This window comes from Streptomyces sp. NPDC043870, assembly GCF_056435785.1.
Window position 1 is genome coordinate 40,307 of the sequence record NZ_JBWKDT010000037.1, and the last position, 13,618, is coordinate 53,924.

The 13,618-nt window shown below is 72.4% G+C and carries 11 protein-coding genes; 10 read left to right on the forward strand and 1 reads right to left on the reverse strand.

Annotated features, from left to right (window positions below):
- Positions 1-32 precede the first annotated feature (32 nt).
- Positions 33-1,085: a lipoate--protein ligase family protein gene (locus AC0699_RS31780; protein WP_478667348.1), complete on the reverse strand. Its 1,053-nt coding sequence runs from the start codon at positions 1,083-1,085 to the stop codon at positions 33-35.
- 325 nt (positions 1,086-1,410) lie between these two features.
- Here AC0699_RS31780 and AC0699_RS31785 point away from each other — a divergent pair, with 325 nt between their 5' ends.
- From AC0699_RS31785 to AC0699_RS31830, 10 genes are all read left to right on the forward strand, one after another.
- Positions 1,411-3,204, forward strand: a complete 1,794-nt coding sequence (locus tag AC0699_RS31785; RefSeq protein WP_478667350.1) for a gamma-glutamyltransferase family protein — start codon at positions 1,411-1,413, stop codon at positions 3,202-3,204.
- A 107-nt stretch (positions 3,205-3,311) separates the two neighbouring features.
- A complete protein-coding gene (locus tag AC0699_RS31790) occupies positions 3,312-4,169 on the forward strand; it encodes an inositol monophosphatase family protein (protein ID WP_478667352.1) in 858 nt (285 codons plus the stop codon).
- 179 nt (positions 4,170-4,348) lie between these two features.
- Complete coding sequence (locus AC0699_RS31795) at positions 4,349-5,089, forward strand: Type 1 glutamine amidotransferase-like domain-containing protein (RefSeq protein WP_478667354.1); 741 nt, start codon at positions 4,349-4,351, stop codon at positions 5,087-5,089.
- A 91-nt stretch (positions 5,090-5,180) separates the two neighbouring features.
- Positions 5,181-6,599, forward strand: a complete 1,419-nt coding sequence (locus tag AC0699_RS31800; RefSeq protein WP_478667356.1) for a phytoene desaturase family protein — start codon at positions 5,181-5,183, stop codon at positions 6,597-6,599.
- Between the two features lie 18 nt (positions 6,600-6,617).
- Entirely contained in the window at positions 6,618-7,136 is a 519-nt protein-coding gene (locus AC0699_RS31805; protein ID WP_478667358.1) for an O-acetyl-ADP-ribose deacetylase, read from the forward strand.
- A 188-nt stretch (positions 7,137-7,324) separates the two neighbouring features.
- On the forward strand, positions 7,325-7,765 hold the full coding sequence (locus AC0699_RS31810) for a hypothetical protein (RefSeq protein ID WP_478667360.1): 441 nt from the start codon (positions 7,325-7,327) through the stop codon (positions 7,763-7,765).
- A gap of 271 nt (positions 7,766-8,036) precedes the next feature.
- The gene (locus AC0699_RS31815) at positions 8,037-8,402 is read left to right on the forward strand and encodes a hypothetical protein (RefSeq protein ID WP_478667362.1); all 366 of its coding nucleotides are present in this window, start codon (positions 8,037-8,039) and stop codon (positions 8,400-8,402) included.
- Positions 8,403-8,538: 136 nt separating this feature from the next.
- Positions 8,539-9,717, forward strand: coding sequence for a PLP-dependent cysteine synthase family protein (locus AC0699_RS31820; RefSeq protein WP_478667364.1), 1,179 nt, complete (start codon positions 8,539-8,541; stop codon positions 9,715-9,717).
- A gap of 50 nt (positions 9,718-9,767) precedes the next feature.
- Positions 9,768-11,018, forward strand: a complete 1,251-nt coding sequence (locus tag AC0699_RS31825) for an MFS transporter (protein WP_478667400.1) — start codon at positions 9,768-9,770, stop codon at positions 11,016-11,018.
- Positions 11,019-11,276: 258 nt separating this feature from the next.
- Complete coding sequence (locus AC0699_RS31830; RefSeq protein ID WP_478667367.1) at positions 11,277-13,574, forward strand: heavy metal translocating P-type ATPase; 2,298 nt, start codon at positions 11,277-11,279, stop codon at positions 13,572-13,574.
- Positions 13,575-13,618: the final 44 nt, after the last annotated feature.

Here is a 13,618-nt window from a genome sequence, read left to right on the forward strand (position 1 = left end):
CGGGCGCGGCGGGAGGATCCCACAGACCGGCCCTAAGGCACCCGGGCGGTCCACTCCCGCGTCGCGAACTTCGCCGCCACGAGCTCCTGTGCCCGCGCCATCTCCTCGTCCGTCACTTTGCCCTCCGTCAGCCCGTACCGCCCGCGGAACGAGTCGATCATCCGCTCGATGACCGCCTCGCGCGGCAGTCCGGTCTGCCGGCGCAGCGGATCCACCCGCTTCTTCGCGCTCTTGGTCCCCTTGTCGGACAGTTTCTCGCGCCCGATGCGCAGCACATCGAGCATCTTGTCGGCGTCGATGTCGTACGCCATCGTCACGTGGTGCAGCACCGCGCCGCCGTCCGCCACCCGCTTCTGCGCCGCGCCCGCGATCTTGCCCGCCTCGGTGGCGATGTCGTTCAGCGGCTGGTACCAGGCCTTGATGCCCATGTCGCCGAGCGCGCCCAGCACCCAGTCGTCGAGATACGCGTAACTGTCCGCGAAGGAGAGGCCGGAGACGAGGGAGCCGGGCACGGACAGGGAGTACGTGATCGTGTTGCCCGGTTCGATGAACATCGCTCCGCCGCCGGAGATCCGGCGCACGACCGTGATGCCGTGACGCTCCGCCGCGGCCGGGGCGACCTCGTTGCGCAGGGACTGGAAGCTGCCGATGACGACGGCGGGGGCGCCCCATTCCCACACGCGCAGCGTCGGCGGGCGCCGGCCGGCCGCGACCTCGGCGGTGAGGACCTCGTCGAGGGCCATGTGCAGGGCGGGCGGCTGCGGACCGTCGTGGACGAGCTGCCAGGCGTAGTCGGTCCAGTCGGTGGCGTGCGCGAGGGCGCGGCGCACGGCGACGCCGATGCCCTCGGTGGTCAGCCCGTACATCTCGGTGCCGGGCGGCAGCGCCGCGTCGATGCGGACCGCGAGCCCGGCGGCGTCGGTGTCGGCCGGGGCGCCCTCCAGGGCGCGGTCGATGGCGGGGAGGGCCTCGTCGGGTTCGAGGAAGAAGTCCCCGGCCACCCGTACGTCGCGCAGTACTCCGTCCCTCACCTCGAGATCGACGACGACGAGCTTTCCGCCCGGGACCTTGTACTCACCGTGCACCGCGCTGCCTCCAGCCCCTTCGTGCCGTCAGCAGAACGCCGACGGAGAGAACGCCCACGGAGAGAACGCCGCGGACGACAACGCCCCCAATAAAGACGCCGAGGACGACAACGCCATTCCCGGGACGGGAGCGGTCGCATGTCGCCGCGCCGGGATCCCGGAGCTGCGTACGCTGCCGGTACGGCCCGACAGGTCTCCTGCCATCTGGTGGGCGAGGACGGCGCGGCCCCGACGCGACCGCCGCCGTCGCCTCCGCCCCCGCACACGGATCCACGCAGACGGATCCACGCACACGGATCCCCGCACACCGATGGAGCCACCGCGCATGTTCACCACCCGGCCCACTCTTCAGGGCACCTTCGGCATGGTGTCCTCCACCCACTGGCTGGCCTCGCAGTCCGCGATGGCCGTGCTGGAGGACGGCGGGAACGCCTTCGACGCCGCCGTCGCCGCGGGCTTCGTCCTGCATGTCGTCGAGCCGCACCTCAACGGGCCCGCCGGCGAGGTCCCGATCATCCTCGCTCCGGCGGGCGGCGAAGTGCGGGTGCTGTGCGGGCAGGGCCCAGCGCCGGGCGGCGCCACCATCGACCACTACCGTGCGCTCGGACTCGGGCTCGTCCCCGGGACCGGGCCGCTGGCCGCCGCCGTGCCCGGTGCCTTCGACGCCTGGATGGTGCTGCTGCGCGACCACGGCACCAAGACGCTCGCCGAGGTGCTGAAGTACGCCATCGGGTACGCGGAGGAAGGGCACGCGCCGGTCGAGCGGGTGGGGCGGACCGTGGAGACCGTACGCGCGCTCTTCGAGACGGAGTGGACGACCTCCGCCGAGGTGTATCTGCCGGGCGGCAGGGCCCCGAAGCCCGGCGAGCTGTTCCGTAACCCCGCGCTCGCCGCGACCTGGCGGCGCCTGATCGCGGAGGCCGGGGGTCGCGGGCGGACCGGACAGATCGAGCGGGCACGGGCGGTCTGGCGCGACGGCTTCATCGCCGAGGCCCTCGTCCGCCGGTCCGGCGTGCCCACGACGGACACCAGCGGAACGCGGCACACCGGGACGCTCACCCGGGCCGACCTGGCGGGCTGGTCGGCGACGTACGAGGCGCCGGTGACGTACGACTGGAACGGCTGGACGCTGTGCAAGACGGGCGGCTGGAGCCAGGGGCCGGCCTTTCTGCAGCAGCTGGCGCTGCTGCCGCCCCAGCTGCCGGAGTACGGCTCCGCCGAGTACGTCCATCTGCTCATCGAGGGCTGCAAGCTCGCGATGGCGGACCGGGAGGCGTGGTACGGCGATGCCGCGGACGTCCCCCTGGAGGCGCTGCTGTCGGAGCCGTACAACGCGCAGCGGCGGGCGCTGATCGGGGAGAAGGCCTCGTACGAGCTGCGGCCGGGCAGCCCGGAGGGGCGATCACCCGTGCTCAGCGCGCACGCTCTCGGCGTCGCGGCGGGGGAGGAGCCCGGCTTCGACGCGACGATGATCGCGGGTGCGGGTGAGCCGACCGTCGCCGAGGACGGCGGCACGCGGGGTGACACCTGCCATCTGGATGTCGTCGACCGCTGGGGCAACATGGTCGCGGCCACGCCCAGCGGCGGCTGGCTCCAGTCCAACCCGGTCGTGCCGGAACTGGGCTTTCCGCTCGGCACGCGGTTGCAGATGGCCTGGCTGGACCCGGGACTGCCGAACTCGCTCACGCCGGGCCGCCGCCCCCGTACGACTCTGACGCCGTCGCTGGCTCTGCGGGACGGAGTGCCGGTGATGGCCTTCGGCACGCCGGGCGGCGACCAGCAGGACCAGTGGCAGCTGCACTTCTTCCTGGCCGTGGCACTGCGCGCTCCGGTGCGGGGCGGGCCGGACCTCCAGGGTGCGATCGACGCGCCGAACTGGCACAACGACAGCTTCCCGGGCTCCTTCCATCCGCGTGGGATGCGGCCCGGTGCCGTCGCGGTCGAGTCGCGGACGGACCCGGAGGTGGTGGCGGAGCTGCGGCGGCGTGGTCATGACATCACCATCGGCGAGGCATGGTCGGAGGGACGGCTGTGCGCGGTCGCACGAGACCCGGAAACCGGTGTCCTTCTCGCCGCGGCGAACCCGCGTGGCATGCAGGGTTACGCGGTCGGCCGCTGACCGTACGCCCGGCGTACACCTTCCGGTCGCCGTGGCTTCGCCGGGTATCCATCGGCCGGTCACCGGGCGGCAGCTGGGATGTCAGTGGGGCGTGCTTTCCTGGTCGCATGACCGAAGAGCTTCTGTCCGGGACGACAGGGAACCCCTGGGATTCCGGAAACCTCGCCCTGGTCGAGGAGGCGGTCCGCAAGGCGGCCGCCTCCGAGATCATGCCGCGCTTCCGCCAGCTCGCCGCGCACGAGATCGTCGAGAAGAACGGTCCGCACGACCTGGTGACGGTGGCCGACCGCAGTGCCGAGGAGCACCTGACGGCGTCCCTCACCGCACTGCTGCCGGGCTCGGTCGTGGTGGGCGAGGAAGCGGTCCACGCGGACCCGGCGGTGTACGACGCGCTGCGCGGCGACGCGCCCGTGTGGATCGTCGACCCGGTCGACGGCACGCGGCAGTTCGTGCACGGCGATCCCGGATTCTGCACACTCGTCGCGCTGGCGCGGCACGGCGAGGTGCTGGCGTCCTGGACGTACGCCCCGGCGCTGGACGAGATGGCCGTCGCGGTGCGCGGCCACGGCGCGCGGGTGGACGGCATGCCGATACGGTCGGGCTCACCGGAGCCCGGCGCGGTCCTCGAAGTGGCCACCTCCCACCCGGACTTCACCACTCCGGAGCAGAAGGAAGCCCTCCTGGCGCTGCGCACCGACGGCGTTCACGCCCGCCCGTGCGGCTCCGCCGGCCTGGAGTACCTCGCGGTGGCCCGCGGCGAGCTCGACGCGGTCGCGTTCTCCTGGGAGAACGCGTGGGACCACGCGGCGGGCCTCCTCCTCGTCACCGAAGCGGGCGGCGCGGACCTGACCCTCACCGGTGCGCCTTTCCGCATCACGGGCGGCAACGCGCTGCCGTTCACGGCGGCGCGTGACGCGGCGACGGCGGTGTTCCTCCACGGTCTCCTGGCAGCGGCGAGCGTATAGCCCCCGCGGGCAGGGGCGCGAGGCGGCCGGGAGGCGGGGGTACGGGCCCCGCTTCCCGGCCGTGCGTCCCAGCCCTGCGTCCCGGCCCTGCGTCCCGACGCCGTGCGTCCGGGCCCCGGGGCACGCTCGCCCGCCGGGCGGCAGACAGTGGCGTTCCCGGGTCGATAGGGTCATGTTCCATGAGCGCCCCGGAGCCCACCATCGTCGCCACCTCCGGTGGCCACCGTGTCGGCGGCCGCACCATGGTGACGTTCCATTCACTGGTGCACCACGCGGTCGAGCTGTCCGGAGTCCACGGCCGCCGGCCCCGGATCATGTACGTCGGCACCGCCATCGGCGACGCCGAGCACTTCACCTCGCGCATGACAGAGGCCGCGCGCGTGGCCGGATTCGACCTGACGCCCCTTCATCTCTTCCCGATGCCCAACCTCGACGACATCGAGGGCACCGTTCTCGAGCAGGACGTCGTCTGGGTCATGGGCGGCTCGGTGGCCAATCTGCTCGCGGTGTGGCGGGTCCACGGGCTCGACGCCGTCCTGCGCAGGGCCTGGGAGGCCGGTGTCGTCCTCAGCGGGGTCAGCGCCGGATCGATCTGCTGGTTCCGCGGTGGCGCCACCGACTCCTTCGGGCCCGATCTGCGACCGCTCACCAACGCCCTGGGCTTCCTGCCGTACGGCAACGGTGTGCACTACGACACCGACGCGGGCCGCCGGCCGCTGGTGCACCGACTGGTCGCCGACGGCACCCTGCCCGTCACGCATTGCACCGACGACGGAGTCGGCCTGGTCTACCGCGGCACCGAACTGGTCGAAGCAGTCACAGAAGTACCGGGAAAGGGTGCCTATGTCGTCGTACGCGAGGGCGACGCGGCCGTCGAAGAGCGCATCGAACCCCGCAGACTGCCCGCACCGCGGTCCTGATCACCGCCGGGCGGGGCAGCCCCGGGCATCGTTGTCGGTGCCGCGCAATATGCTGGATTCCTTGGCCATCGGCTGACGAAGGAGTCCCAAGGTGCCGTCGATGCTCGATGCCGTCGTCGTGGGGGCGGGACCCAACGGGCTGACCGCCGCCGCCGAGTTGGCGCGCCGCGGCTTCTCCGTCGCCGTGTTCGAGGCCCTGGACACCGTGGGCGGCGGCGCCAGGACCGAGGAGCTGACGCTCCCCGGCTTCCGGCACGACCCCTGTTCCGCGGTGCACCCGCTGGGCGCGGGCTCACCCGCCTTCAAGGCCATGCCGCTCGCGCGGTACGGGCTGGAGTGGCTCCATCCGCCGCTTCCCATGGCGCACCCCTTCGACGACGGCACCGCCGCCGTGCTGTCCCGCTCCGTCGCCGAGACCGCCGCCTCGTTCGGGCCCCGGGACGCCGGCGTGTACCGCCGCCTCGTCGCCCCCTACCTCGGCAAGTGGGACACCCTCGCCCGGGACTTCATGTCCCTCCCGCTCACCGCGCTGCCCCGCGATCCCGTCACCCTCGCCCGCTTCGGGCTCGCCGGGCTCCCGCCCTCCACCTGGCTGTTGCGCCGGTTCCGCGACGACCGGGCCCGCGCGCTGTTCGCCGGGCTCGTCGCCCATGTCATCGCCCCGCTCCACGGCATCGGCACCGGCGCGGTCGGGCTCGTCTTCGCGCTCGCCGCGCACGCCGGGGGCTGGCCGCTGCCGCGCGGCGGCTCGCAGTCGATCTCCGACGCCCTCGCCGCGTACGTACGAGACCTCGGCGGCACGATCCACACCGGCTCCGAGATCAAGCGCCTGGACGATCTGCCTCCCGCCCGCGCGTACGTCTTCGACACCTCCCCGACGGCCCTGGCCAAGATCGCGGGCCTGGGGCGGGCGTACGACGGGTACCGCTACGGCGCGAGCGTCTTCAAGATCGACTACGCCCTGGACGGCCCCGTCCCCTGGACCGCCGCCGAGCCCCGGCGCGCCGGGACCGTCCAGATCGGCCCCAGCAGCCGCGAGATCGGCGCCGCGCTGCGCGAGGCGTCCGGTGGCACCGCGCCCGCCACGCCGTTCCTGATCACCGCCCAGCCCAGCCTCGTCGACCCCTCCCGGGCGCCCGAGGGCAAGCATGTCTTCTGGGCGTACGGGCACGTCCCGCACCGCTGGGAGGGCGACCTCACCGACGCGATCGAGCGCCAGATCGAGCGCTTCGCCCCCGGCTTCCGCGACCGCGTCCTCGCCCGCGCCACCGCCGGCCCGCCCGAGCTCGCCGCGCGCAACGCCAACTATGTGGGCGGCGACATCGCCTGCGGCGCGGCTAGCGGCCTCCAGCTGCTCCTGCGCCCCAAGCTGTCCCTGTTCCCGTACTCGACCCCGCACCCGGCGGTCTTCCTGTGCTCATCCGCGACTCCGCCGGGGCCGGGCGTGCACGGCATGTCGGGACACAACGCGGCGAAGGCGGTGTGGCGGCACCTGCGGGGCGGGCGCTGACCGCGCGATGATGTCCGTATGACCAACCGTGCCTCCCTCACCCTCGTCCACGGCGACATCACCGAGCAGCACGCGGACGCCATCGTCAACGCCGCGAACTCCTCACTCCTCGGCGGCGGCGGTGTCGACGGGGCGATCCACCGGCGCGGCGGGCCGGAGATCCTCGACGAATGCCGCAAGCTCCGTGCCTCGCAGTACGGCAAGGGACTGCCGACCGGGCAGGCCGTCGCGACCACGGCCGGCAGGCTTCACGCGCAGTGGGTCATCCACACCGTCGGTCCCGTCTACAGCACGACCGAGGACCGCTCCGCCCTGCTCGCCTCCTGCTACCGCGAGTCGCTGCGGGTCGCCGACGAACTGGGCGCGCGGACGGTCGCGTTCCCGGCCATCTCCACCGGGGTCTACAGCTGGCCCATGGACGATGCCGCCCGCATCGCGGTCGGGACCGTGCGGGACGCGAAGACAGCGGTGGAAGAGGTGCGGTTCGTCCTCTTCGACGAGCGGGCGTACGCGGCGTTCGCCGCCCAGGTGCGCTGACGGCGGCACGGTCCGGAGCGTCAGGCGGCACCGTCCGGAGCATCAACCCGGCTTCGGCCGTCCGTCGATCCGCAGGCTCTGCTCCCACTTCCGCCCGTACCGGTGCCTGGCCGCCGTGTCCGATGCCGGCGTGGTGGTTGCGACCGGGGCGGCGGCGGGTCGTCAGGGCGAGGCGCTACGATCACGGCATGGTTACGGCCTGGTCGTCCTCCCGCATGTCGCGGGCCCGCACATCGGCGGGTCCGTTGCGCATGCTGTGGGTGGCCATGATGCTGTTCGCCTTCGTGTACGCGCACGGCGTGAGTGCCGAAGGCGTCACCGGCCATCTCGACGCAGGCGCGACCGTGCGTGCGGCGACTGCGATGGACAGCCACGCGATGGACAGCCACGCGGCCGAGGACGTGCCGGTGGACCACCACGGTGGTGGTCACGGCCCGTCCCATCCGGCTCAGGAGTGCGTGCCCGGCCAGCCGGAGCAGACCCCTGCTCTGGATGCCCCCGGCGCCTGTGCCTTCGTCGAGGAGGCCATTTCTCCGCCGGGCCCACCTGCTCCGGTCGCCTTCGGTGATGTGGCGTCGGCCAGACAATTGCCGAGCATGTCGATAAGAGCCACAGTTCTGCAGGTCTAGGATGCGGCGTCTGCTCGCCGGCTCTCGACGCATTCCCATGTGACACAGTTCCGGGACAGCCCACCGCGGCTGTGCGCGAGGCGGTCGGCCAGTTCGCCGCCACCTGCCTCGTCCGATGCGCCACCGCGCGATGCGAGGCGGATCTCTGCGGCGATGCCCTGACACTGCCCGCCCCGCCCGCCGTTTCGACGCACCGCATGGTGCGTGACGGCCCTCCCGCGGAGGAACTGTGCTCCCGCCGTCCCGCGTTCGCCCGCTCCCGGCTGCCTCGGTGCCGTGCCGGCTGCTCGCGCTGCTCCTGAGCGCGCTGCTCCTGATCGCGCTCGACTGCGCGGCGCTGCTGCACGGGTCCGGCCATGCTCACGGCTCGGCCCGTACGGTCCCGGGCGCCCCACAGAGCGTCGAGCCGGTGCCGCTTGCTGCGGCCCCCGCCGACTCCTCCTGCTCGCTGCCCGGTTCGCAGGTGGAGCTGACCGGACGTCAGCAGATGCGTGCGCCGGTCACCGCCGCGGCGGATGCCGAAGCAACGGCGGCGCGCGCGGCGGCACCCGACGGGGGTTCCCGTATGCCGGGGGAGGTCCGGAGATCCGTGTCCGGCCGCTTCGTGCTGTGCGCGCTGTGCCGGTGGCGGACGTAGGCCGTGCCCTTCGAGCCGCAGCATGCCGCGGCCGCCGCTCCCTGCCACTGAGCCCTGGGCCCGTCCGCCCGGGACGGGGCGGCGTGCGAGAGATCAGCACCCGACGCGCCAATCACCGAAAGTTGAGAGCCGACTGATGCACTCTCCCCACACCGCACGACATCTCACCAAGCCCGGCCACACCGCCCTGACCGGTCTGGTCGGCAACACTCCTCTCCTGCACGTCGGCGAGCCCTTCGCCCCTGCGGGACGGGGCTTCTGGGCGAAGCTGGAAGGATTCAATCCCGGCGGCATCAAGGACCGTCCCGGCCTGCACATGGTCGAACGTGCCCGGGCCCGGGGGGATCTGAAGCCCGGAGGCAGGATCATCGAGTCCACCAGCGGAACCCTCGGCCTCGGCCTGGCCCTCGCGGGCATGGTCCACGGCCATCCGGTCACCCTGGTCACCGACCCGGGCCTGGAACGGTCCATGACCCGGCTGCTGACCGCCTACGGTGCCCAGGTCAACGTCGTCTCCGAGCCCCACCCCACCGGTGGCTGGCAGCAGGCACGACGGGACCGCGTCACCCAGCTGCTGCGGCAGCACCCCGGATCGTGGTGCCCGGACCAGTACAACAACCCGGACAACACCACCGCGTACACCCCGCTCGCCCTCGAACTCGCTACGGAACTCGGCCACATCGACGCCCTGGTGTGCAGTGTCGGCACCGGTGGGCACTCCGCGGGCGTTTCCCGCGTTCTTCACCAGCTCTACCCCGACCTGCGGCTCGTGGGCGTGGACACCATCGGCTCCACGATCTTCGGTCAGCCCGCCCGCCCCCGCCTCATGCGCGGACTCGGGTCGAGCATCTATCCCCGTAACGTCGCCTACGACAACTTCACCGAGGTGCACTGGGTCGCCCCGGGCGAGGCGGTGTGGGCCTGCCGGCAGCTGGCCGCCTCGCACTACGCCACCGGCGGGTGGAGCGTCGGCGCGGTCGCCCTGGTCGCCGGATGGCTGGCGCGCACTCTGCCCGGTGACACCCGGATCGCGGCGATCTTTCCCGACGGGCCGCAACGCTACCTGGCCACCGTGTACGACGACGACTACTGCGCCGCCCACGGCCTCCTCGACTCGCCGCCCGCATCCGAGCCGGACGTGATCGGCTGCCTGGACGAGAAGGAAGTCACCCGCTGGACCCGGTGCGCGAGCGTGGTCGACCCGCTCGCCCTCGCCCGAGCCGCGGGCACGGACGAACCGGCCGCCGATGACAGGCGCGCCGAGGCCGATGCCGACGGCAGGCGTCCCGGGGCTGACACGGAGGAGGGCCGGTGAAGGCCGCCGTCACGCAGGTTCGTGGCTACCCGCGGAGTGTCCAGCTGCTGATGGTGAACCAGTTCACCATCAACCTCGGCTTCTACATGCTGATGCCCTATCTCGCCACGCACCTGGCCGGGCCCCTCGGGCTGGCCGGATGGCTCGTCGGGCTGATCCTCGGGGTGCGCAACTTCAGCCAGCAGGGCATGTTCCTGGTCGGCGGCACACTGGCCGACCGGCTCGGCTACAAGCCGGTGATCATCACGGGGCTCGTGCTGCGCACCGCAGGCTTCGCGACCCTCGGTCTGGTCGACTCGGTGCCGGCGCTGATCGCCGCTTCCGCCGCCACGGGACTGGCCGGCGCGTTGTTCAACCCGGCCTCCCGCGCCTACCTGGCGGCGGATGCGGGGGAGCGCCGGGTGGAGGCGTTCGCGTTGTTCAACGTCTTCTACCAGGCCGGAATCCTGCTCGGCCCGCTGGTGGGCATGGTGCTGACCGGTGTCGACTTCCGCGTCACGTGTCTGACGGCGGCCGGCATCTTCGCGGTGCTGAGCGTCGTGCAGATCCGCGCCCTGCCGGCGCGGCGGGCCGACGACGCCAAGGTACGGGCGAACGGGCGGCGGGAGAGCGTGCTGTCGCAGTGGCGCGGGATCCTGGCCAACCGGCCGTTCCTGCTGTTCTCGCTCGCCATGATCGGCTCGTACGTGATGTCCTTCCAGGTCTATCTCGCCCTGCCGCTGGAAGTACGGCGCCTGGGCGGTGAGGGGAAGTTCGGCACGGCGGCGGTGGCGGTGCTGTTCGCCGTGTCGGGTCTGAGCACGATTCTCGGTCAGACGAGGGTGACCGCGTGGTGCAAGGCCCGAACGGAGCCGGGCCGTGCGCTCACCTGGGGCCTGCTGACGATGGGGGTCGCGTTCGTACCGCTGCTGATCGCCACGGCGATACCGGTACCGGACGGCGGGACCGGGCTGTGGCTGCTCGCGGCGGTGCCGCCCGCGCTGTCCGCGCTGCTGCTCGCCGCGGGGACGATGATCGCCTATCCGTTCGAGATGGACACCATCGTCCGTCTCTCCGGTGACCGCCTCGTCGCCACGCACTACGGCCTGTACAACACCATCTGCGGTGTCGGTATCACCCTGGGCAACTTCCTCACCGGAGCCGCACTGGACGCCGCCCGCAACGCCGGAGTGTCCGCGCTGCCGTGGATCGCCCTGCTCCTGCTGGGCCTTGCCTGCGCTGCCGCCCTGTACGGGCTCGACCGCACCGGCCGCCTCGCGGACCCGGCGCCCGCCGCCCGACCCCAGCCCGCCGCAGCCTGACGCGACCGGCCCATCACGGGGGCCGGGGCGGGTGGCCGGTACGCCGCCCGCCCCGGCCCGACGTCTCAAAACACCTGGGGTCGCTTGCGGAAAATACGGGGCGGGGGTATACATGATCGAAGGTTGACGATACCCCCCTAGGGTATCCATTCGCTCGGCGGGCCCGGGCGGCCCGAGGCCCGTCCGGAAACCCGCCGCCGGGCCCCGTCCGTGGACCCGGCGCGGCCTGACCGTCTTCCACCAGTTCGAGGAGCAGTGATGACAACCACGGTGCCCGGTACCGCTGAGGTCGAACTCGCCATCGGTGGCATGACCTGTGCCTCGTGCGCCGCCCGTGTCGAGAGGAAGCTCAACCGCATGGACGGGGTGGAGGCCACGGTCAACTACGCCACCGAGAAGGCCAGGGTCAGCTACCGCGGCGGGGACGTGTCCGTGGCGGACCTGATCGCCACCGTGGAGGCGACCGGCTACACCGCCGCACCTCCGGTGCCCCCTCGCGCGAGCGTTCCGGGGGGATCCGCCCGGAACACAGAAACGGCAGAAGCCGCAGAAGCCGCAGAAGCCGCAGAAGCGGATGAGCTGCGGCCGCTGCGGCACCGCCTGATCACCGCGGTGGCACTGTCCGTCCCCGTGATCGCGATGGCCATGGTGCCCGCGCTGCAGATCGAGTACTGGCAGTGGCTTTCGCTGACACTGGCCGCTCCGGTCGTCACCTACGCGGCCTGGCCCTTCCACCGGGCCGCTTTCACCAACGCCCGTCATGGCGCAGCGACCATGGACACGCTGATCTCGCTCGGTACGTCGGCCGCGTTCCTCTGGTCGCTGTGGGCGTTGTTCTTCGGGACCGCCGGGATGCCCGGCATGACGCACCCCTTCGAGCTGACGATCTCGCGCAGTGACGGTGCAGGGAACATCTATCTGGAGGCCGCCGCCGGCGTCACCGCGTTCATCCTGGCCGGGCGGTACTTCGAGGCCCGGTCCAAGCGCAAGGCCGGCGCCGCACTGAAAGCGCTGCTGGAGCTGGGCGCGAAGGAGGTCACGGTCCTGCGCGACGGCCGCGAGCACCTGATCGCCACCGCCGGTCTGCGAGCCGGGGACCGTTTCCTGGTCCGGCCGGGCGAGAAGATCGCCACCGACGGCACAGTCGTCGAGGGTTCCTCCGCCGTGGATGCCTCCATGCTCACGGGCGAGTCCGTGCCGGTGGAGGTCGGCGTGGGTGACGCCGTCACCGGGGCCACCCTGAACGCCGGTGGACGGCTCGTCGTCGAGGCCACCCGGGTCGGCGCCGAGACCCAGCTCGCCCGGATGGCCAAGCTGGTGGAGGACGCGCAGAACGGCAAGGCGTCGGCCCAGCGCCTCGCCGACCGCATCTCCGCGGTCTTCGTGCCGGTCGTCATCGGCCTCGCGCTCGGCACCCTCGGCTTCTGGCTGGTCAGCGGCGCAGGCCTGACGGCCGCGTTCACCGCAGCCGTCGCCGTACTGATCATCGCCTGCCCCTGCGCCCTGGGCCTGGCCACCCCGACGGCCCTCATGGTGGGCACCGGGCGCGGCGCCCAGCTCGGCATCCTCATCAAGGGCCCCGAGGTCCTGGAGAACACCCGCAAGGCCGACACGATCGTCCTCGACAAGACCGGCACCGTCACCACCGGCAGGATGACCCTCCTGAAGGTCCACGTCACCGACACGACGGACGAGCGGGAAGTCCTGCGGCTGGCCGGTGCCCTGGAGCACTCCTCCGAGCACCCCGTCGCGCAGGCGGTGGCCAAGGGGGCGGCCGACCGCGTCGGAACGCTGCCCACGCCCGAGGACTTCGCGAACATCCCGGGCCTCGGCGTTCAGGGCGTCGTCGACGGGCACGCCGTCCTGGTGGGCCGCGAGAAGCTCCTGGCCGAGTGGGCCATGGCACTGCCCGTGGAGCTCGAGCGCGCCAAGGCGGAGGCGGAGGCCGCCGGGCGCACCGCCATCGCGGTGGCGTGGGACGGCGAGGCGAGGGCGGTCCTGGAGGTCGCGGACGCGGTCAAGGAGACCAGCCCCGAAGCGATCCGCCGGCTGCGCGCCCTCGGCCTGACCCCGATCCTGCTCACCGGTGACAACAAGGCGGTCGCCGCCTCCGTCGCCGCCGAGGTGGGCATCGCACCCGACGACGTGATCGCCGAGGTCATGCCCCAGGACAAGGTCGACGTGATCAAGCGTCTCCAGGCGGAGGGCCGCAGCGTCGCCATGGTCGGCGACGGCGTCAACGACGCGGCGGCGCTCGCCCAGGCAGACCTGGGTCTGGCGATGGGTACGGGCACGGACGCGGCGATCGAGGCCGGTGACCTCACTCTCGTACGAGGAGACCTGCGTGCTGCCGCGGACGCCATCCGGCTCGCACGCCGCACGCTCGGTACGATCCGCTCGAACCTCTTCTGGGCCTTCGCCTACAACGTCGCCGCCCTGCCACTGGCCGCGGCCGGGCTCCTCAACCCGATGATCGCGGGCGCGGCGATGGCCTTCTCCTCGGTCTTCGTCGTCGGCAACAGCCTGCGCCTGCGCGGCTTCCACGCCGCCGGCTGATCACGGCACATCGACCGGGACGCGGACGCACGACGGCCACGGTC